This is a genomic window from Mucilaginibacter pineti (assembly GCF_900101875.1).
GTDB classification, from domain to species: domain Bacteria; phylum Bacteroidota; class Bacteroidia; order Sphingobacteriales; family Sphingobacteriaceae; genus Mucilaginibacter; species Mucilaginibacter pineti.
In genome coordinates this window covers 16735-37704 of sequence record NZ_FNAI01000010.1, presented here as the reverse complement: position 1 = coordinate 37704, position 20970 = coordinate 16735, and the positions used below count along the sequence as shown (strand labels likewise).

Below are 20970 nucleotides of genomic sequence, written 5' to 3'. Positions count from 1 at the left end.
CGGGCTGGGTTAACCAGGGGTGTTCAAGCACTTCTGGTTTTTTTTATGGCCTTGCTTTATCGTCGTAAATGTCTTTTCATATGCTTAAATTTTAGGGTGATTATTTAGTTACATAAATGGTTTTGCCTTGAATTTTAAAATGCACCATGCGGGTGATTTCCAGTTTTTGGAGCACTTTGGAAATATTATCGAAACGGGATACACCGCCGCCAAAGGACTGGGTTTTATCAATGTCGCCGTATTGGACGTCTACATCGTACCAGCGGGATACCTTACGCATAATGCTTTCGAGCGGTTCGTCGTTGAACATGAACAGGCCGTTCTTCCAGGCCAGTACTTCTTCTTCATCAGCTTGCTGTATCTTTAAGCTGCTGCCTAATACAGCTTGTTCGCCCGGCTTAATAATTTGCTGTGTGTTAGCAGTCGTTATTTTTACGCTGCCTTCCAATAAGGTGGTTTTAAGTGTCGGCTCGTCGTTATAGCTATTGATATTGAAATGGGTTCCCAAAACTTCCACGGTTTCCCGGTTGGTTTTGACCTTAAATGGATGCGCTTTGTCCTTAGCCACTTCAAAGTAAGCTTCACCGCTCAGTTCCACCTGGCGGTCGGTACCGGTAAAAGCAGCGGGATATTTCAATGAAGAGGCAGCGTTCAGCCATACCTTACTGCCATCCGGCAGGACGACCTGGTATTGCCCGCCACGAGGCGTTTCAATGATATTGAAAATAATTTCAGAGTTTTTATGACTAGTATTCGAATTGTCATAAGCGATTAGGCCATCAGCGGTTTTTTGAATTATTTTGCCGGCTTGATTGGCGATGGTTCCGTTCTTTGCATCCGTCAGCGAGATCCGCTGCCCGTTGCCTAAAGTCAGGTAAGCTTTATTACCACCCGGTAGTACATCATGCTGCACCGCCACCTGTGTAATTGGTTCGTTTTTATGCAATACGAAATAGCCTCCAATACCTAAGGCCAGGATCACTGAAGCCGCGGCGGCGATGCGTGGCCATAAACGCCTAATAGGCTTCGCTGCACTAACTTCTTCCAAGTGATGCAATACCGTATCAAAGGTCTGCAAACGGTCCGCCTCCGATAATTCTTCCGAACTATCCGCAGCGACATGCAGATACCACTTATCCAAAACGGCTTTGTCCGCATCGGTAATGGTGCCTGCTTTGTATTTTTCCAGTAAAGCTTTGATCAATTCCTGCTCTTCCATAACAGTAAGACGGCAAGCGCAGATCGTGAGGGGTATTCGGAATTAAAATTAAGTTAATATTTTATTCATATGCCGCTCGATTTTTGTCAGATCAGAAACTAACAGCCGGAACCACTCGCCGCGCACCCGTTTCGCAGCGAACATCTTGTGCAGGTCTTTTTCTATTTTGGGGTCACAGCACCACAGGGCGACCAGATGTACAACAGGTTCCTGTGAATGGAGCGTTCGTTCGCGGTAACGCGGGTTGTTACTTTTCCCGATCTTGATCAGCGAAGTATCGGTATTGACCATGAGGTAAATATATTGCCGCTCTATTTCAATTTTACACGAATGAACGTTATTAAAAAAATCTCGGTAAAATTCTTTTTTGTCCATGAACTTTAGTCTGAAGAAGCCCCGCTTGGATGCTGTCATCATGACCGCATTCTGTCCTTCGAACTTTTCGATTTCCAGGCTGCTGATGGTTGTGAAGCCAAGCTTTTCGAGGAAGCCGCGCAATTTGGATTGAAAGGTATTAAAAGCATCCAGTGCATCAACCTCTAAATAATCATCAGCCAGCAGCATACAAAAGCGCATCAACAACTCAAAATAATCCCGGTCGCGTAATTCCAGTTCGATGAGATCTCCTTTTAGGGCCCTGGCCCCATTGATGTAAAACATCTTCACCGATAAGCCGTGTTCATCATCAAACAGATTAACGCCATAGCAATGATCCGCTAAACCCGCCATCACATTGTTGATCGGACCATTATCCACCTCGTCAAAAGCAACGATGTCGTCTTTTGATAACCGGAAACAACAAGTATCGAATTTATCAGGCATTTCTTTATTTTTACCTAATGATACCAAAACCTTTTAAACAAACCCTAAAATACAACGAATTATTAATGCCTAAAGAACACCGGCAGGCAGTCGATTCGGCCAACATGGAACTGTGGAACGACCTGATGACGATCAATACCAATAATCCTAACGTACAGATTAATATCGACCATGTGGTTAAAGACTTCGGCCACAGCTATGCGATCGATATGAAAATCTATTGTAAAAACCCGGGAGTTCAGCAGCAATTGGATGCCGCTTATGAGCATAATATGCGGTTGCCAAGGTTCACCAAGCACGAGCATTTTGAGGCTATGGTAAATGGATATTAAATACAACGGTATCGTGGTCATACAGTCTTTGCCGGACGAAGAAGTGCAAACCGGTAAGATTTTATACGATGATATAATTGCCCGGCGTTGTGACCAGAACGGGCATGGAAAGTATTTTTATAACCCGGCAGATAAGGCAGCATTCTTTGTCTGCCTGGAGGAGATTTGCGCCTATGTTCACCAAGATGAACTTATGCCGGTCATTCATTTCGAGATACATGGCTCCCAAAAAGGGCTGGCCTTAAAAAATGGCGAGCATGTATTATGGACCGAGATCCAGGAATATTGCCGGTTCATCAATACTTCTGTCCAAAACCAGCTCATCATCACCCTGGCAACTTGCTATGGCAGCGGCATCTGGCAGATGATCGATATTACCAAGCCAGCGCCTTATTGGGGCTATATCGGCCCTCGTGAAAAGATCGGCAGCGGTAATTTAATGGAAGATTTCGGCGACTTTTATGATAGCCTGCTCACCGAAAAAAGCTGGGAAAAGGCTTTAAATATATTGGTGATGAACGGCACCCGGAAAAAATACGCTTATTTACATTGCGAAGGTATCTTCGAACACTTTATTGAAAAGACCTATCGAAATATCCATTATGACAAATCCGGCACTTTTAAACGGCTTGCCGGAAAAACCAAAGCGCAATGGCCGGGAATGAACCGTGCCGACAGGCGCAAAGGCTTAAAAACCAGCATCGGTAATTTCAACCGCACCGCCCACATCGCCAAATTAAAAAAGATCTTTTTGATGAATTAATTAATGAAAACAGGAAACCAATTTGAATTGCCGAAGGAAAGATCAAAATCTTTTTTAGAGCTTATAGATGCGTTAAGTAACCGGGCAATTATTGGCTGGGGCGCACTGCTTTATGCAGGCCCCGTGTTATTAATCAGTGTCGCAGAATATTTCATAGGCGGCAAAACACATATTGTTACGACCCAGGCCGATGTGACTTTTTGGGATCTCATCTACTTTAATTTCGTGTCGATGCTGACCATCGGCTACGGCGACATGTCGCCATCCGGCATCTTTAGGTTTTTCACCATTTTGGAAGCAATCACCGGTTTAGCGATCTATACCTGCAGTATCTCCCTGATCACGATCAAATTGCTGCTGCCCAAAAAGAATATCATTGTATTTTCCAAATATGCATATTACTGCCTAGATGATGAAGCCTTTATGATCATTTACTTAAATACCGCCAATCAGTTTCTCACGAATCTGGAAACTTCCTGGTATTTCAAACTGGATGAGGACTGGGACACGCGATCACCGGTCCGGGTGCCCTTCATTACCAAATCGGTCCAGACCTTTCAGCTCCATTTTGATAAAACTTTTCAAGACATTAATGCCACCTTACACCCTTACGATTGTTTGCGGATCGGCCTATCGGCCGATATCGGTATGGCCAGTTATTCCACCTATGTAGAATACGGCGTCGAGGAAATCCTGGTGATCAGTAACAGGACGGCGCTTACGGCTTATGAAGGATTTTATAAGGTTGACGAACAGCTGCAGACGGAAAAGTTTGCCAATTTCTTTCATTATTGTCCGGAAGGCGCTTCGCGCTTAAGTGAATGCCTGAAAAGCGCGATGAATAAACACCGTAAAAACTCCTAGCCGATCAAACCAAGTTCGGTCAGGATGTCTTTTTTTAATTTACTCAGTGGTCTTTGATAAAGCAGGTCATCGTCCACATACACACCGAACGCCAACCGATAGATCTCTTCATTAGACACCGGTGTTTTTAGTATGGATCTCAGCGAATGCAGATAAGATTCCGAGTAGGCTTTTTTTAAATAGATCAGTTCACGGATCTCCTCCGCATGTACACTGTACATCTCCGCCAGGCGCATCGTATCAATGCTTTGCTGGCTAAAAACATTGTTCGCTATTAATTTGCCTTCTGCTTTGGTATGGTCCTCCAGATCAAAAGAAAACCTGAAATCCATCTGGTCGCGGGGATGCTGGTGCTTTAAATAGGGGTGAAATATTTTACTAAGCGAAAGAGCAGTCGACCCCTTGATACTGCTGTTGCAAACCGAGCAACTGGGTACCAGGTTGTAAAAGGATAAAGCCAGCAACGGGTAGTCGCCTTTAGGGAACCAATGGTCAAAAGTTGGCCGCGCCACAAACTCCCTGTTTTCCGTAATAATGGTCTGCGTGTAAAGGCGGTTGCAGTAAACGCAGGTATGTTGCCGGAGATTTTCGGCCAGGTGGTAGGCGTTATAAAACCGGAAAGTGGTAGTATCTTTTTTATCAATGAAGGTATCGTACCTGACCAGTAACTTGACACTGGCCTTTTCTTTCGGCGTTTGAAATTTGCTTTTCAGCGAGTCCAATATATTGGGCGTACCAATCAGCAGCTTTTTAAGGTGCGATTCATTGTTAAAGAAATTAGCTACGCTGGCATGGATACCGGTGACCTGGTCGATCTTTTGGGGCAGGCCCTTTGGATGGGCCTCTTTAAATCGGTTGCCCAGCAATTTCTTTTTGATGACGTAACGAACATTAATAAAATGCTCATCACGGGCATGGAGAAATCCGGCGCTGGTTTGGTCGGGATAAAACATCAGATTCGATTTCTCCTTTCACGAAGACGCCTGATCTCCTCATCGAGCAGCTGACGTTCAAAGTCCTGCTCCCCGGTAGCTGCGCTCAGCATTTCTGCCAGTTTGAATTTTAGAATAGGCTCATCCAGCGCATGGATGATTCTTTCAATGGTTTGCCGGCGCTGAGTATCTAAACGGTTATGACGGATATCGTCGATTATGATGTCAATTACCTCCGCTACATAGCTCCCGATCTGCCCATCCTGTAAGAAAAAAGAGTCTTTAAGGAGGTCGGCCAGGTTCGCGCCAAATGTGCGTTTATTGTCGGACTGCCCAATGAGCGAACCGAACTCGCCTTTTTCTACAAATACAACGTTGTTTTTAGGAATATCCGATAAGGTAAGCGGGTCATGCGACGTAATGATGACCTGGAGGTGGTAGCCTTCGAAAATCAGCGGAAGTATATTCCTTAAATACTTTACATATTCCTTTTTCCATTGCGGGTGAAATGCATTATCGCCCTCGTCCAATAAAAGTAAAATATTGTCACCGATATGTGCCAGGGAATGAAAAGAATGCAGATCGATATCTACATCCGCTTTTATATTTTGGGCATGGTAGTATAAAGTGCTAAAAAGATTCAGGAATTGCTGTTCCCCGGAACTTACCGTGATGTCTGGTTTAAAACCGAATAGCGGTTTGGAATCGTAACTAAACCAGTCATTGATAAACGAATTATTGAATGCATCATATAATTCAATAATGTGTAATGCTTGTTCCTCGTTAATAACCAGGCGGCGCCAATTGTCCGTCAAGCTTTCTTCATTGATCAGCGAACGGACGTAGTCGATCAGTTCCAGCAAAACGGTATGCTGGGAAAAGCTATAATTTTCATCCCCCTGGAAAACAGCCGCATTCTTTAAAAACCATTCAAATCCGGCCCGAACGTCCCGTTGTTGCAGTTGCTCCTCGTAGTCCTCTGGTAGCGACCCCTCATCCAGGTAATGATTGCCTGCACGTTCCAGAATGGCAACCAATTTTCCCAAAGCGGCCTGGTAGAGATCATACTCAAACCGGATCATAAAAGATAAATGATGGGCTTCTTCCTGCGTCAGGTCACGCCCGCGGCCCGCTGCGATTTCCCGCTCGTTTTTTTCCGCTTCTATTTTACCGAACAATAGCGTGATCGCCGGCCGGAGTTGATACGAAGTATCATGAAACCGATCGGGGCGTTGGATATCGATATCAAAGTAGCGGAGCGTCAGCTCCAATTCCAGAAATACGGGCAACGGAATCTTTGCAGACCCTACACTTCTGTAAAAGTGATTGAACCTGATCCATCTTTTTGAATTCTCTGAGTTATGGGCATCCAGGAAGTCGTCCAGTAAAGCACTGTCGCCATGATTATCCAGTTTAAGCAATGCCAGCTTCGACAAGTCTTTCCCGTTTTCACCAATATTATCAAAAGTTTGCTGATGAAGGTAAGGCGTATAATAAACCCGGTGAATGGCTTTTAGGCTTTCCGTTAACTCAAAATCACCATCAGGTTTTTCTATTACATAAGTACAGTGATAAGAACTGGTGATCAGGCGTAACAGCGTGGTCTTGCCACCGCCATTGCCCCCTACGATACAGGAGAAGAGGCTTATGGCACTGTCCAGTACATCATCCAGGTAAAACGCATTAGGCGTTACACCCACCAAATCACCATTTGTGAAGGTATATAGATGCTGACCGCCAAAATTTATCGTCACCTCCTGGTGATCGTCCCCGAAGATATGGGGCAAATAGCCTCCGGGAATATGAACCGCAGCAATTCTCATGTAAGGTACTAGGTTAGTAATGCAGTAAAATGAACAAGTAAATAAAAATGCCCAGCTTGATACGTAATACCTTTAAAGCACCTGATACTTGTTTTTTGACGGTTTCTTCAGAAGTCCCCAGTTCTGCGGCAATCTCTTTGTAGGTCATGTGCTGCTTGCGGCTCATTTCAAAAACTTCGCGCATCCGTGGTGGTAGTTCCGCGATCTCCTTTTCAATGATGGCTTTTAACTGGTTCTCCCGTACCCGGTGGTCCGTCGGCACTTCACCCAAATCCGGCTTCAGGTTATTGATATATTTAAGCTTAACATCATTATGCGAAAAATGATCGAGGATTCGGTTACGCACCGCGCTGTACAAATAACCCGAAAGATTGCTGCTGATATGGATCGTCTCCCGTTTCAGCCAAAGATTGGTAAAAACTTCTTGTAGAATATCCTGCGCCTCCTCCTTATTCCGCAGCTTATTCCAGGCATGCTGGTGCAAAATGAACTTATAGCGGTGGTAGATCTCCGTATACGCAGTACTATCCCCCGAACGCAGCAGTTCGAGCAATTCCTGGTCCGTATACAAATCGTAGGCTTTCATCAATCGGGGCTAGTAAGCTTGTATAAAGTTACTTAAATAAAAAATCAATGTTAAGGAAAATTTATCTTTGATCGTTAAATAATTGTATAGATGCCCGACTACCAGCTTCCGCCGTTAAACGATCCGAAATTATTTGAAAGCCTGATCTGTGATCTTTTCAATGAAAACACGGACATACCTTCCTATAAATTATTCGGAAAGAACGGGCATCAGCAAAAGGGTATCGATATATTTTCCAATCATCAGCGGTCGGTCATCCAGTGCAAACTGAAAGACCTGACGAGGAACCGCGCATTGCTCAAACGGGAATTTTTCGCGGATGTTGAAGATACGATCAATAAGCTGATGGAGCATCAGCCGACACTTAGTTATGATACACTGTATATCGTAACTACGCTCAGCGAAGACCCTGATTTCGATGAATATTGCGAGGCCATACGGCTGGAAAAAGGTTTTCAGCCGACCATTATCTTTTGGGGCTGGGAGTCCATTCAAAAGAAGCTGGCCAAGACCAAGAATACCATTAAAACCTACTACCCGAATTTTGCCCATTATGCTGCACAGAGGGAAGACCTGATCAAGTACCGGGTCGAAATGAAGCAAAAGATCGAGCGTGACTTTGGCCTTTGGCTGAATTTTGATACCGGCAAACGAACCCGAAATTCCAAAATGATCATTCACTCGGTTGATGACCAGCACTATCCCCAGCACGTTTATAATACCTACGAAGAACCGCAATGGTTCGGCGCTGAGATCAGCAGGCTGAGCCACAATGGGCTGGGCTTTGTGACCGGCATCGTCAATATCTACTTATTCAGGGACGGCCAATGGACGAGCGAAATGCCGCTTGAAGAAGCCATGACGATCAAAACAGCGAGAATTGAAGTCGTTGCTTTTGAAGACATCGTCCAGTACGACCTCAATGGCGATGAGCATTATCCATGCCCGCACTTTTATTGCAAGTTCAACCATTCCGGTCGGCCATTCGTCGAAACTTATTACCAGAACCTTGACGAGGAAACAAAGGGCATTTATATGTTTTTTGACGACAACACCAAAAGGCCTTATTGAGCTTGACGCCGCTCCTCCATCACCAGCAAGATCACGCGGCACCACTCGAACTCATCTAATTCTTCGAAACAAGTTAAGTAAGCGCCCAGGTCTTTATCGATGACGGAGTCCATTACAAATCGAATATCTTTTTCCGGCATTTTTCGGATAATATTCAGGATATAGGGATCTTCAGCCGCTATATTAACAAGTTCAGCAATGGCCTTAAGTGTAAGGTTTAATTTAATTTGGTCTTCAGACATATTGCAAATATAGATTTATTGCGGCACCAGTGTTTCCGGCGCCATTAATGTACTTTTACAGAAGGCCAGTAAATGAGGGCCCTCCAATTCTTCATATAAGGCCGTTAAGTCGCGGTCACTACCCGTTTTCTGCACCAGGAAAGATGACTTACCCATTCCGCTCAAGGTCGCGCCATGTTTTTGCAGCAACAGCCAGAACCCCGGATCCATGCGTTCAGCGGTCACCCGATAGATCCCGACTTTCGGCAAAGGCATATCTGCCGACAAATAAGCTTTGGCCTTATAAACTTCGATGACCTTTTCCAGTTTATGCAGGATTGGATTTATTTCAGTGGCAACCATTTCTACTTCGATGGTGACCATTACGACTTCATTCAGATCAGTTCGGGCAACATTCAGGGATTGCACCGGAATATCGCGGCGATTGAACAGCATCAGTAATTGGGCCAGGAGGCCTTTCTTGTCATCCGCGTAAACGGTGATCACATAAGGGGTTTCGTTAGGGTTTGGCTTTCTCATTTTTCAGCATAAAAAAAGCCTCCCGGTTTTTCCGGGAGGCTATATATTGAGTAAAATTTATTTACAATATTACCCCCCGGCTGGAATCAGCAGGACCACAATAATAATCACGGCAATAAGTTGCGCGGCAGTATGATTAAAATTTATACGTTGATCCATTTGTGGGGTTTGTTCGTCCGCAATATAGGAATTCATCTGAAAATTTCGATATTCTTTCGTAATACTTGTTTGATGCAGAAATTACAGCGGTGGTGGGTTTTGCAAGAAATAAATTTACATTTTTACCTGCATGAAAATAGCTGTACTGGACGACTATCAACAAGTTGCTTTTACCTATGCTGATTGGTCAACTATTCAATCGAAAGCCGAAGTCACTGTATTTACCGATCACCTATCCGATGAAGCTGATGTGATTAACCGTTTATACCCGTTTACCATCGTTTGCGCCATGCGCGAGCGCACACCGCTCACGCGATTTATATTGAGCCAGCTACCTAATCTCAAATTGATCGTTTCTACCGGTAAACGCAACGCCGCCATTGACACCATAGCCTGCGAGGAACTGGGAATTGAATTGCGGTTTACGGATTATGTCGAAAGCGGCGCGCCGGAAATGACCTGGGCGCTTATCATGGCGATGGCCAGGAACATCGTTACAGAAAGTCATAACTTTAAAACCGGCAGCTGGCAAACCACCATCGGTGCCGACCTCAAAGGCAAGACCATCGGCATCATCGGCCTGGGCCGTGTGGGCCAAAAGATCGCCGCCTATGCCAAAGCTTTCGATATGAAGATCATCGCCTGGAGCGAGAACCTTACCACCGAAAAAGCCGCAGAACACGGCGCGGTGTTGGTTTCCAAACAAAGCCTGCTGCAATGGTCCGACTTTGTCACTGTTCATTTGGTACTCAGTGACCGTTCCGGAGGTGTCATCGGTGCTGCGGAGCTGGCTTTGATGAAGCCTTTAGCTTATTTGATCAATACGTCCCGCGGGTCTTTGGTCGACGAGGCGGCGTTAATAGCCGCGCTGCAAAACAACGAGATCGCGGGCGCGGCGCTTGATGTATATGGTACGGAGCCTTTGGGGACTGAGCATCCGTTGCGTACGCTCCGTAATGTTTTAGCGACGCCGCATATTGGATATGTCACCGAACAAACCTACCGGGTATTTTATGGCGATACCGTTAAACAGATCGAAGACTGGCTATTAAGTCCGTAATGGCACAGCGTCTATAAAAATGACCAGTCAAATTCATAAAAGGCAGTAAATCAATAGCATATAATTTATTTAAGGGTGCCACCCTCAAAGGAACCCATCAAAAATTGGCCGTCTCCGAACCTTTGTACCGTCGATCAGGCAAGAACAAGTTCATCCTGATCTCACGGTCTTTGACATCGGGGAATGAAGCATTATCCATTGCAGAAATGGAAATTATGCGAAGCTGAGATCATATCAATAAAGCGAACGCGCATAGGCAGCCGGGAGGCCGTATTGTAGAATACGACGTGAGTAGTTCCGAACATCATATATTATATATAATTATTAAAGGGGCCATGCGCCCCTTTTTTTATGCCCGAAATTATGGAAAATCAACGCTTAAAAGCCAGCGAGGTTAAGGAAAACCATTCACTTGCAGATCTCCTGGCACGCCTTGGCTATGAACCGGTAAAACGGGTTCGCAATGAACAGCTTTATTTGAGTATGCTGCGTGATTCAGATACCACGCCATCGTTCTCAGTCAACGATAAAAAGGGTACTTGGTTTGATTTCGGCGAAGGTAAAGGTGGAAATATTATTGATTTTGGCTTGCTTTACTGGCCGGGGGTTCCCTTTTATGAAGTATTGGAAAAGATTGTAAGTACTTGCAGCGGTATCGTTCCGGGTATTAGTCCTCCATTTAATTATAGGCGGCAACCGAGGGTAGAAAAAGAACCCAATTATGAGATCCTTGACATCAAAGATTTGGGTAACAACGCCGCGATTTTGAATTACTTGGAAAGCCGCGGCGTTAACACCGTCGCTGATGGTCGCCTCAAAGAAATCTATTATTATGTAGAAGATGATGACAAGAAACGTAGCAATTTCTTTGCGGCAGGCTGGCAAAATGAGCAGGGTGCCTGGGAAATCCGTAATTTGCATTTCAAGGGTTGTCTCGGCCATAAGGCGATCAGCTTCATCCCGAACTCCGAAAAGCGGCTCGCCGTTTTCGAAGGTTTTTTTAACTACCTGAGCTGGCTTACAGAATACCCGTTTGCACCGGACAGCGTACTCGTATTGAATTCGCTTTCCTTGCTTCAGACAGGGATTACCAGGGCACAGGATTTCCGGGAGGTGTCGCTTTATTTTGACAACGACCCGTCGGGACGGCAGGCCACACTTGACTTTAAAGCCGCTTTACCACACAGTATTGACCGGGCCGGTATATATGCAGGCTACAACGATTACAATGATCTGATCGTTGCGGAGCGGGTTAATTTGCAGTTGGGACGCTGAAAAGCGAACAAGTTCCCTTTTGGTTTTTTCCCTTGCAAGATGTGTTCGTGTCCGACAAAAAATCGCTCCGCTCATTTTTTGTCAGCCCCTCACAATCTTGCCCCGGACTTCGCTCCGTACCTACGCGAAGACCGGGGAGTATCGTAAACTCGCAACTCGTTTACTCTGATGAATGGTAGAGGAAGGACAAAGGGCAGGCCGCAAAAACAGGCCGAGAAAAAAACTAAAAAGATAGACGCCCGCTTTACCGAGGATGAATATGAGATTATCTGCGAAATGGAAAAAACCCTGGGGCTTAACAAAACTGAATTGATCAGGCACCGGCTGTTAAACGATGCCGGTTTGCTGATGGTGAATGCCAAAGAACTGATTGTTTTACTGGATGAGGTCGGCGCGGAAATGGGACGCTGCGGCAATAATATTAACCAGCTGGCCAAATACGCGAACATTTTAAGAAAGCGCGGAATTCCCTCACCAGTGGTCATTGAACGGTTTAACATTTTGTTTACGCAATATCTCAAAAACCAGCAGGCCTTAGACGCCAGTTTGCGCAGGGTGTTCAGGATGGCAGGCGCTTAGTTCAGGGCGAATTTGTTCCCAGCGAACAAGTTTGCTGCGCACAATTTCATTGCGAATTAGTTCAGGCCGCACTTGTTTATACCGTACAAGCGCTCAGCAAACAAGTTTGGTGCGTACAAGTTTAGACCGAACAAATTATGATCGTTCATATCCTGCCGCCCGCTGATGGGTTTCCGGCCGTCAGCTATAATACCGATAAGGTGGACGAAGGAAAAGGAGAATTGATGACAGTAGCGAATTTTGGCGCTTTACAGGGGCTTTCTACCGTCCGGCCCGAAGATTACAAAAATCATTTGGCGATGGTTTCGGCAACGAACAAGCATGTCAAAAGGCCGCAGTTTCATGTGGTGATCTCTGCCGAAGGCCGCACGTATGACAAGTACGAATTAACCGCGATTGGGGAGGAATGGCTGGCGCAGATGGGTTATGAAAAACAACCCTACCTGATCATCTTTCATATGGACACCGCCAATAATCACATTCATTTGGTGACCGCGCGGATCGACCGGACAGGCAAAAAGATCAGCGACCGCTTTGAAAAGAACCGGGCGATTGAAGTACTCAACCGCATCATGGGTATCGATCCAAAACATGATGCCAAAGCCGATATTGAAAAAGCGCTGGCTTTTCGTTTTGCAACCGAAGCACAGTTCCGTATGATCCTGGAGAGCAAAGGTTATGTATTGCGGGAACGGGATGGACAGTACGAAGTGATCAAATTCGGCCATTTACAGGAAACGATTGACCGGAGTTTGATCATTGAGCGCTTAAACAAAGACCTTGATCAGCAAAGGCTCAACCAGTTCAAAGCCTGGTTCCATAAATATGCGGCCATTCACGATACTAACTTAGAGAAAGGGCGCAAGGGTTACCAGTCAGAATTTGCGGCTATCATGAAAGTCAGGTTCGGCGTTGAACTGGTCTTTCACGCTTCCGGCGACAAGGAGCCTTATGGTTATACCGTGATCGATCATTCCGGTAAAAATGTTTTTAAAGGCGGTGAGATCATGCCTTTAAAAGAGTTATTACATATCAGCGCGGTTGAAGCCCCGGATAAAGAAAAGCCAAAGGTTCGTTATGAAAACAACAATCAGCAAATGCACTATTACGGCGCGCTTTTAAAAGCGGCGATGTATAATTACCCTGATCTGACGCAGGGCTTACAGCACCAGGGTTTGGTCATCATTAAAAACGAAGATGGCTTTACCCTGCATGATCCGGCAACCGGTGTATTTATCAATACGGCTGAGCTTTTGAACGAAAAACAACAGTCATCATTAACCTATCACTTCCGCGATGCACAACAGACACGGCAACGGGTGCCTATTCCAGGTATCAGCCTGGCTTCAGACGTTGATGATGATGCCATTTTAGGCATGAAACGCCGCCGAAAGAAGAAAGCAAGAACCAATCTCCGCTGACATTTAAAACAATACTTATGGTGATTATTATCGGGAACCAGAAAGGCGGTGCCGGGAAGAGCACGCTTACACTTTTGCTGGCCAATTACCTCACGCAAACCAAAAAATGCAAGGTCACGGTGCTGGATATGGACTACCAGCAATCCATTTCGCAAAAATTCGAGAAAGCCAAAATACTGGAGAATGCCGAGCCTTATGAAGTGCTGGCCTTTGGTTTATCCGACTTTCCGATGATGGCCGATACCATTCGGGATAACCCGAAAGATATTGTTTTGATCGACCTGCCGGGCAAACTGGATGACGACGGTTTGATTGGCGTGTTTAAAGCGGCGCAGGTCGCGATCTGTCCCTTTGCTTATGACGAATTCAGTTTTGAATCGACCATACCCTTTGCTTTGGTACTCAAAAAGATCAACCCGGAGGTGCATTTATTATTTGTGCCCAACCGCATCAAAGCCAATGTCAAATATGAGATCAAGGCGGATGTGAACGAGCAATTGAACCAGTTAGGGCACGTTACCGAAGCGATCGCCGACCGGATCGATTTCCAGCGCACGAACACTTTCCAGACCCCTTTCAATGTACAGGCGCTGCTCTTGCCGGTGTTCGACCGGCTTTTTAAAGACTTTATCCAACCTTATTTATGAGCGAGATCAAAACCCTGGCCGACCAGTTAAGGAGCAAGATGGCCAAACCGGACATACCGGCAAAGCCAGTCAAGGTGGTTAAACCCAAATCAGCCAAACCGCCCGACATCCCGGAGATCGTATCCATAATGCGCGATCTCGATGTCAGCGCCAACAAAACGCTGATCCATGCCCGCGTGGATGCGCAAACCGCCCAGATGATCCATCACCTGAAGATCGCTACCGGTATCGAGGTGACCCGCCTGATCTGCTATTCCATCCAGGCGCTGTTCGACCAGAACCCCGAACTCAAATCATTAATCAAAGCACACTTAGCCAACTTCGAGCTATGAACCCAAAAATCCTTCGCCCACTGCGCGACCCGGCCTTTAACGAGATACTCGACCGTATCCGGGCCTATGATAACAGCGACCATAACAGCCTGGTGCATATCCGCCTCGATGAATATACGGTCGTGATCCTGAACCAGCTCAAGCTGGCGACCGGCATTGATATGACCATCGTGATGGCCTTTGCGATCAGCGAATTATTGAAACAGCACCCGGAACTGCGGCTGGCTATCGACCAATTCTTAAAACAACTCAACACATGAACTGGACATATTTTTTATTCTGGCTGGCTGGTGGCTATGGCATTTATTACTTCGTTGTCGTTCTTTCTGACCTGGCGCGCAGCAAAAGGCAAGGCGTAGCCAGCGGTCATCCGCATGAGCTGACCTTTTCTGAACAGGTAACGCCGGTTCAACCGGCAACGCAGGAAATACAGCCAACAAAATCCACCAACAAAAACGAAGTGCTCGGCTCCGGTGGGGTGCCGATCACCGACCTCTTTCGCCTGGCCAAACAGGAAGCCATCATTTACACGCGCGGCGTCAGCTTCTAACATGAAAGTTTATTTATGGATTTTTTGCTGTTGCCTGCTGGCGTTCGGCGCAACGGCGCAACCCGGAATTTCCGAAATGCAGCAGGCGCAGCAGAATTTAAGGTCGACTTTCTTTTCCGCGATGGACTGCTCGTTGGTGCTGGCCGCTGTATTCGGCATTATCGGCGCGGTACGCATTTACCATAACTGGCAAATGGGGAACCCGCGTATCGATGAGCAGGTGGCCGCCTGGTTCTTTGCCGCATTTTTTATGGTGCTGGCCGGAGCCTTCCTGCGCGGCGTGTTTGGCCTGTAGTGCTGAGCTTGTCGAAGCATTTAATACCCCTCCATAACCCCGGCGGTTCCCGATGATTCGGGGCCGCCTTTTTTTTTCACCAAATTTTTAATACCCCTAAATGAACAAAATCAAAAAAATGTGGGCCACAGCCGTGGTCCTTGCATTGGGCACGGCATCCGCCTTTGCCCAAAACGGTGTGACCGGGCTAAACTCCGCCACCACTTCGCTTAAAACTTATGTAGCCCCGGTGACCAATGTCACGCTGGTCATCGGCGGTATTGTCGGCATCGTCGGCGCGATCCGCGTGTACTCGAAATGGAACAGCGGCGACCAGGACATTAATAAAGAATTAATGGGTTGGGGCGGCAGCTGTGTGTTCCTCGTGGTATCCGCAGTCGTGATCAAAGCTTTCTTTGGCCTTACCTAATGGCAAGGCAATTCCAGGTGTACAAGGGGCTGCAAAGGCCCCTCGTGTACCGGGGCTTTAAAGGCAAGTTTATCTATTGGGGTGTGGCTTCGCTTTTGGCCGGCCTGGTATTGGGCGCGTTAACAATGGCGCTGGTCAATATGTGGCTGGGCCTGATCGTCCTGATCGCCGCCGTTGCAGGCGGGTTAATCTTTATCGCTGCCAAACAGAAACAGGGTCTCCATATCAAAGCCCGCCCGACGGGCATTTTCATTCACCAGGTCAACTTCAAAAATCTCTCCCGTTATGGCCGGAAAACAAGTCTTTAATATTCCTTACATCGGTATCGATCATTATAACGGCACCGATATTTTAGTCGGTGCAGGCGGCGAATGTTCGGTGGTTATCCAAATCACTAACCCGGTTACCCGCTTCTCGGCTGCCTCGGCAGCTTACGATGAGTTCCATGCCCTGATGATCAACGTGGTCAAGATCATGGGCGATGGGTATTTGCTGCAAAAATCGGATGTGATCAGCAAGGAAAAATACCCGCTCCAATCAAGCGGCGAGTATTTACAGCAGAAATACAATGAGCATTTTGCCGGTCGCGATTACATTAAAGTTAATACCTATATGACGCTGACCCGCCAGGTGCGCAAGGGCGCTTTTTATGTATTTGATAAAAAGGCGCTGCGGGATTTCAGCCAGCAATTGGATAAGGTGATGGACATCCTGATCGCCGCAAAGACGACACCCGTGATCCTGATCGAGCAGCAGCTTAACCTGCTCATCATGCAGTTCCTGGCTATGGACTTTAAGCCGGAACATATCGTGCTCAACAACTTTGCGCCGAACGATACCGAGATCAAAATGGGCGACCGCGCTATCCGCAATATCCCGCTGATCAATATTGATAACGTAGATCTGCCGCCGACAGTAAGTACCCATATCGAGATGAATGAAAAGGAAACCCTGCGGGGTTTCCCGGTGGATTTCCTTTCGTTCCTGTTCCGGGTGCCGGATTTCGAGGTGATCCTGTTTAACCAGGTCATCGATATACCCAGCCAATTTATGACGCTCAAAAAGTTGGAACTGAAAAAGAAACGGCACTCCGGCATACCCGACCCGGCCAATACCTTATGTGTTGAAGATATTGATCTGCTTTTAAATGATGTGGCACGGGAGAACCAGTTATTGGTCAACTGCCATTTCAATATTGTGCTGGCAGCACAACAGGACAAAATTCAAAAGGCAGCAAACTTTATTGAAAGCGCGCTTTTTGGTTTAGGTATTATGGCCAGCAAGAATGGCTATAATCAACTGGAACTTTACCGTTGCGCGTTGCCGGGTAATGCCGTGGAGCTGAAAGATTACGACTGGTTCCTGACCACCTGCGATGCGGCGGTTTGCTTCTTTCTGAAGGAATCGATGCCGCTGGATGAGCCGTCCGATTTTTTGGTACGCTTTACGGATCGGCAGGGCGTACCGGTAGGCATTGACGTAGCCGATCTACCGATGCGTACTAACCGCATCAATAACCGCAACAAGTTCGTTTTAGGCCCCAGCGGGTCGGGTAAATCCTTTTTTATGAATAGCCTGATTGAACAATATATGCTGTTCAATATGGATATGGTCATTGTGGACACCGGGCATTCCTATTCCGGGTTGTGCGCCTATTATAAGGGGAAGTACATCACCTATACCGATAAGAAACCGATCACGATGAACCCCTTCCAGATTACGGTAGAGGAATTCAATATTGAGAAAAAGGATTTCCTGATTACGCTGGTCGGCCTGCTTTGGAAAGGTGCCGATGGCGTTTTCAGCCAGGTCGAGCGCGATGTGATCAGTAATGTCATCAATGCTTATTACCTCGTCTATTTTGAACAGGAAGAATTACCTGTCATTTCTAAAAAAGACCAGTTCGCCATCCGAAAAAAAGTAGCCGAAGAAATGAAAGGCGGCACCGGTTTTACGCTCTTTCCCGAATTTGAGATCGAAGTGCTGGACAACGAGCTGGCCGGTGAACTGCCCCGCGACGATCAGGCGCTGGTGGATGCGCTGACGCATTCGGGAGATACGCTAACGCCTAATGAAGCGAATCCTTTTCGCGCCGCTTATGATGAGAAGTTTCATGTTGCTGTTAAGGAGGAACAACTGCGCCGCCTCAAAGCCGAGGGCAAGCCGCATATCGAGCAGCTCAATTTCAATAGCTTTTACGAATTCGCGCTCTGGAAGATCCCGGAGATCAAGCAGGAAGAACACATCCCTTTCGATGTCGATGAGTTTCGCTATGTATTGAAGAAGTTTTACAAGGGCGGTGAATTTGCGCAGATCCTGAACGAAGCAACCGATTCGTCGCTGTTTACCGAGCGCTTTATTGTCTATGAAATTGACGCGGTGAAAGAAAATCGCGTCCTCTTTCCCATCGTTACGCTGGCGATCATGGATGTGTTTATCCAGAAAATGCGTTTCCGCTCTTCCCGCCGTAAAGCTTTGGTTGTGGAAGAAGCGTGGAAGGCGATCGCAAGCCCACTGATGGCCAACTATTTGGTTTATTTATATAAGACCGTACGGAAATTTTGGGGCGAGGCCATTGTGGTAACGCAGGAGTTAGGCGACATCATCGGCAATGCCGTGGTTAAAGACAGTATCATCAATAACTCCGATACGGTATGCCTGCTGGACCAGACCAAGTTCAAGGACAATTATAACGAGATCGCCGCGCTTTTATCCATCAATGAAACCGAACGCAAAAAGATTTTCTCGATCAACCAGTTGGAAAATACCGAAGGGCGCGGCCGCTTCAAGGAAGTGTATATCCGGCGCGGTTCGGTTGGCGAAGTTTACGGGGTAGAGGTCAGCCTGCACCAGTACATGACCTTTTCAACGGAAAAGCCGGAAAAATCCGCCCTGCATATTTATATCGAATACTTTGGCCATTACCAGCGTGCGCTCGACCTGTTCGTGCAGGACTTCCAAAGCAGCCAGATGACACTGGCGCAATTCGTCAGTCATATTAACCAAAACGGACAACCTCTTTTATACATAACAGATGAAAATTTTATCGGCCCTTATCATGTTGCCCCTTATGATGTGTAAAGCCGCATTCGGGCAGGAAATTGTGGTTGACCCGGCGACTTCTGCGGCTATTGCCGTTAACAGCGCGGTCATCAACGGACAGTTGAATACCACGAATAATAATCTCAGCGCCATACAGCGAGGACAGTTGGCGGTAACGAGTCAACTGGTTATTGTCAACGATCTGCAAAACAAGATCTACACCGGCCTGAGCCAGGTCGCTTCGGTTATCAATAACCTCACTTCCATTAAAGAGATCGCCAGCTGCGGGACGGATATCGTCAACGATGTCGGCCAGGCGGTTACCATTGCTAAATCTGATCCCGTCTTATTGCTGTTTGCCGAAGGAGGCGCGCGTGAATTTCAAACGCGGGCGGTTACACTGGCCGCCGATGTCAGCGCATTTGTGCTTAAGGGTGGCTCAAACCTAATGGATGCGGGTGAACGCGGCAGGCTGCTTAACCACATTGAAAGTGAAATGCAGATCCTGCGGGGCATTGCTTACGGTATGGGCCGGGCCATGTACTGGGCCAAAATGCGCGGCATCTGGGCTTCACTCAATCCCTGGGCCGAATGGAAAAACATGGACGTGCAGATCGCCAACGACGTATTGAATAACGCTAAATACCTGAAGCAATGAAAAACATAATTGTATGGTTGCTTTTGGCTTTCTGCTTGAAGCTTTCCGCTTCTGCGCAGCAGAGTACCCTTGACATTGCCGGTATTCATCAGTTGATCGATCAATCAAAATCCGAGCATACCCAACAGGTCAATGCCCGCAATAACCAGGCAACGGTCACGGCCAACGAGCAGGCGAACCTGACGCTGCTGACAAAAATGAAGAATATCTATCGCACTTTACAGAACCGCTACAATACATTGGGCACGGCCATCAATATCGCAGACATCGGTATCTATGCTACCCCCGAGGTGAAGCAGATCGTCAGTTACCAGGCCCAAATTGTCAGCCTGGTGGAAAAGAATCCCGCGCTGGCTTTTTTAGGCTACCAGACGGAGATCGAATTTGTCGAAAAAGCACAAGGGTTGATTGGCTATGTTACCGGCCTGACCTTATCCATCGGAGATGTGAATCAAATGAAAGCATCTGACCGGAAGCTGTTGTTTGATTATGTATTGATGCAGCTTTCTGAGATACAGGAATTATCGGGTAACCTGGTCAATACGCTGACCTATTCCAGCCTGAATTCTTTACTGCGTTCGATCAATCCCTTTCAGAATTATATCGACCAGGATAAAAACGTGGCTGAAAGCATTATTCAAAACGCCAAGTACCTTAAACAATGAAAAGTATTATTTTATTCCTGCTTTCAGCTTTAGGCTTTTCGCTTTCAGCTCATGCGCAGCAATATGTTTTCGACCCGAAATACTTCGCCTCGGTCGAAGCTAACCAGGCCGTGCGGAGCAGCGCCGAGGAAACCCATAACCAATATTTGGGCAAGATCAACAATAACATTGAAGACCTGAATACCAATGTCGGTTCCGTGGTGCTGGCGCAGGAAATGATCTATAACGGTTTATCCAATGTGAACTCCGCCTTAAAGGATGGCTTAGAAGTCAAATATATGGCGACGATCACGGCTGACATGATCAGCTATTTGAACCAGGCGCTGGCTTTGGGAAAATCCGACCCCTATTTATTGCTGTTTGCGACCAATATCGCTGGCGAAATGAAGGTGCGGTCGGTAGCGCTCGTCAGCGAGGTTTCCACCTATGTACTCAAATCCGGCGATAATATTTTGGCGGACTATAACGGCCGCGACCAGCTACTCAAAAAAGTCACCAATACCTTGCAGATTTTAGACGGTCTGGCCTATGGTGCCTGGCGGGCGATGTATTGGGCCAAACAGCGCGGGATCATCGCTTCGATAAACCCGTGGCAGGACTTTATCAATAAGGACAAATACTTTGTGGAGCAGATCATTATGAATGCTAAGTACCTGAATCAATAACGCAAAATTCCGGATTTGCGACTTCTGTTTAGTATTTTTG

26 protein-coding genes are annotated in these 20970 nt (G+C 46.7%); 19 read left to right on the top strand and 7 right to left on the bottom strand.

Annotation, left to right across the window (positions count from 1 at the left end; translation table 11 throughout):
- Positions 1-100: 100 nt before the first annotated feature.
- Positions 101-1219, bottom strand: coding sequence for a FecR family protein (locus tag BLS59_RS19905; protein ID WP_091151859.1), 1119 nt, complete (start codon positions 1217-1219; stop codon positions 101-103).
- Positions 1220-1267: 48 nt separating this feature from the next.
- The gene (locus BLS59_RS19900) at positions 1268-2041 is read right to left on the bottom strand and encodes a GIY-YIG nuclease family protein (protein ID WP_091151857.1); all 774 of its coding nucleotides are present in this window, start codon (positions 2039-2041) and stop codon (positions 1268-1270) included.
- A gap of 17 nt (positions 2042-2058) precedes the next feature.
- Between BLS59_RS19900 and BLS59_RS19895 the strand changes: the two genes are divergently transcribed.
- The 3 genes from BLS59_RS19895 to BLS59_RS19885 are packed head-to-tail and all read left to right on the top strand — an operon-like array spanning position 2059 to position 4000.
- Positions 2059-2373 (top strand): hypothetical protein, encoded by a 315-nt coding sequence (locus tag BLS59_RS19895; RefSeq protein WP_091151855.1) that lies wholly within the window; start codon positions 2059-2061, stop codon positions 2371-2373.
- A complete protein-coding gene (locus BLS59_RS19890) occupies positions 2363-3136 on the top strand; it encodes a hypothetical protein (RefSeq protein ID WP_091151853.1) in 774 nt (257 codons plus the stop codon). Before BLS59_RS19895 ends, BLS59_RS19890 begins: the two co-directional genes overlap by 11 nt.
- Before the next feature lie 3 nt (positions 3137-3139).
- Positions 3140-4000: a potassium channel family protein gene (locus BLS59_RS19885; protein ID WP_091151851.1), complete on the top strand. Its 861-nt coding sequence runs from the start codon at positions 3140-3142 to the stop codon at positions 3998-4000.
- On the opposite strand, the gene BLS59_RS19880 is transcribed toward BLS59_RS19885, so the two are convergent.
- The 3 genes from BLS59_RS19880 to BLS59_RS19870 are packed head-to-tail and all read right to left on the bottom strand — an operon-like array spanning position 3997 to position 7341.
- A complete protein-coding gene (locus BLS59_RS19880) occupies positions 3997-4953 on the bottom strand; it encodes a hypothetical protein (RefSeq protein WP_091151849.1) in 957 nt (318 codons plus the stop codon). The genes BLS59_RS19885 and BLS59_RS19880 overlap by 4 nt on opposite strands.
- Positions 4953-6755 carry an AAA family ATPase gene (locus tag BLS59_RS19875; RefSeq protein WP_091151847.1) on the bottom strand — a complete coding sequence of 601 codons (1803 nt, stop codon included), beginning with the start codon at positions 6753-6755 and terminating at the stop codon, positions 4953-4955. The genes BLS59_RS19880 and BLS59_RS19875 overlap by 1 nt, the downstream gene beginning before the upstream one ends.
- Before the next feature lie 13 nt (positions 6756-6768).
- Positions 6769-7341: an RNA polymerase sigma factor gene (locus BLS59_RS19870; protein ID WP_091151845.1), complete on the bottom strand. Its 573-nt coding sequence runs from the start codon at positions 7339-7341 to the stop codon at positions 6769-6771.
- Between the two features lie 90 nt (positions 7342-7431).
- On the opposite strand from BLS59_RS19870, the gene BLS59_RS19865 reads away from it, so the two are divergent.
- On the top strand, positions 7432-8412 hold the full coding sequence (locus tag BLS59_RS19865) for a hypothetical protein (protein WP_091151843.1): 981 nt from the start codon (positions 7432-7434) through the stop codon (positions 8410-8412).
- Here BLS59_RS19865 and BLS59_RS19860 read toward each other — a convergent pair.
- Both BLS59_RS19860 and BLS59_RS19855 read right to left on the bottom strand, forming a co-directional pair.
- On the bottom strand, positions 8406-8654 hold the full coding sequence (locus tag BLS59_RS19860; RefSeq protein ID WP_091151841.1) for a hypothetical protein: 249 nt from the start codon (positions 8652-8654) through the stop codon (positions 8406-8408). The genes BLS59_RS19865 and BLS59_RS19860 overlap by 7 nt on opposite strands.
- Before the next feature lie 15 nt (positions 8655-8669).
- A complete protein-coding gene (locus BLS59_RS19855; protein WP_091151839.1) occupies positions 8670-9173 on the bottom strand; it encodes an ACT domain-containing protein in 504 nt (167 codons plus the stop codon).
- Positions 9174-9462: 289 nt separating this feature from the next.
- Between BLS59_RS19855 and BLS59_RS19850 the strand changes: the two genes are divergently transcribed.
- The 15 genes from BLS59_RS19850 (at position 9463) to BLS59_RS19775 (ending at position 20930) form a co-directional block, all read left to right on the top strand.
- Positions 9463-10392: a D-2-hydroxyacid dehydrogenase family protein gene (locus BLS59_RS19850; protein WP_091151837.1), complete on the top strand. Its 930-nt coding sequence runs from the start codon at positions 9463-9465 to the stop codon at positions 10390-10392.
- A gap of 363 nt (positions 10393-10755) precedes the next feature.
- On the top strand, positions 10756-11667 hold the full coding sequence (locus BLS59_RS19845) for a toprim domain-containing protein (protein WP_162842701.1): 912 nt from the start codon (positions 10756-10758) through the stop codon (positions 11665-11667).
- 168 nt (positions 11668-11835) lie between these two features.
- Positions 11836-12246 (top strand): plasmid mobilization protein, encoded by a 411-nt coding sequence (locus tag BLS59_RS19840; RefSeq protein ID WP_091151832.1) that lies wholly within the window; start codon positions 11836-11838, stop codon positions 12244-12246.
- A gap of 137 nt (positions 12247-12383) precedes the next feature.
- Positions 12384-13667 (top strand): relaxase/mobilization nuclease domain-containing protein, encoded by a 1284-nt coding sequence (locus BLS59_RS19835; protein ID WP_091151831.1) that lies wholly within the window; start codon positions 12384-12386, stop codon positions 13665-13667.
- A gap of 17 nt (positions 13668-13684) precedes the next feature.
- The gene (locus BLS59_RS19830) at positions 13685-14314 is read left to right on the top strand and encodes a ParA family protein (protein WP_091151829.1); all 630 of its coding nucleotides are present in this window, start codon (positions 13685-13687) and stop codon (positions 14312-14314) included.
- The gene (locus BLS59_RS19825; protein WP_091151827.1) at positions 14311-14646 is read left to right on the top strand and encodes a hypothetical protein; all 336 of its coding nucleotides are present in this window, start codon (positions 14311-14313) and stop codon (positions 14644-14646) included. The genes BLS59_RS19830 and BLS59_RS19825 overlap by 4 nt, the downstream gene beginning before the upstream one ends.
- Positions 14643-14906 carry a hypothetical protein gene (locus BLS59_RS19820; protein ID WP_091151825.1) on the top strand — a complete coding sequence of 88 codons (264 nt, stop codon included), beginning with the start codon at positions 14643-14645 and terminating at the stop codon, positions 14904-14906. Before BLS59_RS19825 ends, BLS59_RS19820 begins: the two co-directional genes overlap by 4 nt.
- On the top strand, positions 14903-15196 hold the full coding sequence (locus tag BLS59_RS19815) for a hypothetical protein (protein WP_091151823.1): 294 nt from the start codon (positions 14903-14905) through the stop codon (positions 15194-15196). Before BLS59_RS19820 ends, BLS59_RS19815 begins: the two co-directional genes overlap by 4 nt.
- Before the next feature lies 1 nt (position 15197).
- The gene (locus tag BLS59_RS19810) at positions 15198-15491 is read left to right on the top strand and encodes a DUF4134 family protein (RefSeq protein ID WP_091151821.1); all 294 of its coding nucleotides are present in this window, start codon (positions 15198-15200) and stop codon (positions 15489-15491) included.
- A gap of 100 nt (positions 15492-15591) precedes the next feature.
- The gene (locus tag BLS59_RS19805; protein WP_091151819.1) at positions 15592-15900 is read left to right on the top strand and encodes a DUF4134 domain-containing protein; all 309 of its coding nucleotides are present in this window, start codon (positions 15592-15594) and stop codon (positions 15898-15900) included.
- Positions 15900-16208 (top strand): plasmid transfer protein, encoded by a 309-nt coding sequence (locus BLS59_RS19800; RefSeq protein WP_091151818.1) that lies wholly within the window; start codon positions 15900-15902, stop codon positions 16206-16208. The genes BLS59_RS19805 and BLS59_RS19800 overlap by 1 nt, the downstream gene beginning before the upstream one ends.
- Positions 16186-18981, top strand: coding sequence for a TraG/VirB4 family ATPase (locus BLS59_RS32305; RefSeq protein ID WP_240315290.1), 2796 nt, complete (start codon positions 16186-16188; stop codon positions 18979-18981). Before BLS59_RS19800 ends, BLS59_RS32305 begins: the two co-directional genes overlap by 23 nt.
- Positions 18971-19600 carry a hypothetical protein gene (locus BLS59_RS19785; RefSeq protein ID WP_240315289.1) on the top strand — a complete coding sequence of 210 codons (630 nt, stop codon included), beginning with the start codon at positions 18971-18973 and terminating at the stop codon, positions 19598-19600. The genes BLS59_RS32305 and BLS59_RS19785 overlap by 11 nt, the downstream gene beginning before the upstream one ends.
- Complete coding sequence (locus BLS59_RS19780; protein WP_091151816.1) at positions 19597-20265, top strand: hypothetical protein; 669 nt, start codon at positions 19597-19599, stop codon at positions 20263-20265. Before BLS59_RS19785 ends, BLS59_RS19780 begins: the two co-directional genes overlap by 4 nt.
- Positions 20262-20930, top strand: coding sequence for a hypothetical protein (locus BLS59_RS19775; protein WP_091151814.1), 669 nt, complete (start codon positions 20262-20264; stop codon positions 20928-20930). Before BLS59_RS19780 ends, BLS59_RS19775 begins: the two co-directional genes overlap by 4 nt.
- The last annotated feature ends 40 nt before the right edge of the window (positions 20931-20970 follow it).